At 49.8% G+C, this 1354-nt stretch carries 1 rRNA gene (only partly in view); it reads right to left on the bottom strand.

The features are described from left to right. Positions 1-1167 (bottom strand): 23S ribosomal RNA (locus ACIPY9_RS24485); it reaches 1463 nt to the left of the window's first position. Between the last annotated feature and the right edge of the window lie 187 nt (positions 1168-1354).

The following is a 1354-nucleotide window of genomic DNA, read 5'->3' as shown; positions in this document are numbered from 1 at the left end:
AAAAGGTGATACCCGTAGCTTCGGTGCATGGTTTGAGCCCCGTTACATCTTCCGCGCAGGCCGACTCGACTAGTGAGCTATTACGCTTTCTTTAAAGGGTGGCTGCTTCTAAGCCAACCTCCTAGCTGTCTAAGCCTTCCCACATCGTTTCCCACTTAACCATGACTTTGGGACCTTAGCTGACGGTCTGGGTTGTTTCCCTTTTCACGACGGACGTTAGCACCCGCCGTGTGTCTCCCATGCTCGGCACTTGTAGGTATTCGGAGTTTGCATCGGTTTGGTAAGTCGGGATGACCCCCTAGCCGAAACAGTGCTCTACCCCCTACAGTGATACATGAGGCGCTACCTAAATAGCTTTCGAGGAGAACCAGCTATCTCCGAGCTTGATTAGCCTTTCACTCCGATCCACAGGTCATCCGCTAACTTTTCAACGGTAGTCGGTTCGGTCCTCCAGTCAGTGTTACCTAACCTTCAACCTGCCCATGGATAGATCGCCCGGTTTCGGGTCTATACCCAGCGACTAAACGCCCTATTAAGACTCGCTTTCGCTACGCCTCCCCTATTCGGTTAAGCTTGCCACTGAATATAAGTCGCTGACCCATTATACAAAAGGTACGCAGTCACCTAACAAAGTAGGCTCCCACTGCTTGTACGCATACGGTTTCAGGATCTATTTCACTCCCCTCTCCGGGGTTCTTTTCGCCTTTCCCTCACGGTACTGGTTCACTATCGGTCAGTCAGTAGTATTTAGCCTTGGAGGATGGTCCCCCCATGTTCAGACAAGGTTTCTCGTGCCCCGTCCTACTCGATTTCATTGACAAGAGATTTTCGCGTACAGGGCTATCACCCACTATGGCCGCACTTTCCAGAGCGTTCCGCTAATCTCAAATCAACTTAAGGGCTGGTCCCCGTTCGCTCGCCACTACTAAGGGAATCTCGGTTGATTTCTTTTCCTCAGGGTACTTAGATGTTTCAGTTCCCCTGGTTCGCTTCTTGCACCTATGTATTCAGTGCAAGATACCTGAGTTCTCTCAGGTGGGTTCCCCCATTCAGACATCTCCGGATCACAGTCTGTTTGCCGACTCCCCGAAGCTTTTCGCAGGCTACCACGTCTTTCATCGCCTCTGACTGCCAAGGCATCCACCGTATGCGCTTCTTCACTTGACCATATAACCCCAAGCAATCTGGTTATACTGTGAAGACGACATTCGCCGAAAGTTTGCATTCACAAACTTTACCTTAGCCTGAAGTCACACCAGTGAAAGTGCGCTTCAGTCTATCTTTCTATCACATACCCAAATTTTTAAAGAACGATTCTGATAAAGATCAGAAATCAACATTCAGGCACCGTGTG

The sequence above is a fragment of the Pseudomonas sp. NPDC089734 genome, assembly GCF_044748865.1.
GTDB lineage: Bacteria > Pseudomonadota > Gammaproteobacteria > Pseudomonadales > Pseudomonadaceae > Aquipseudomonas.
Note: the sequence above shows the minus strand (reverse complement) of the source record. Positions and strands in the feature narration are given on the sequence as shown.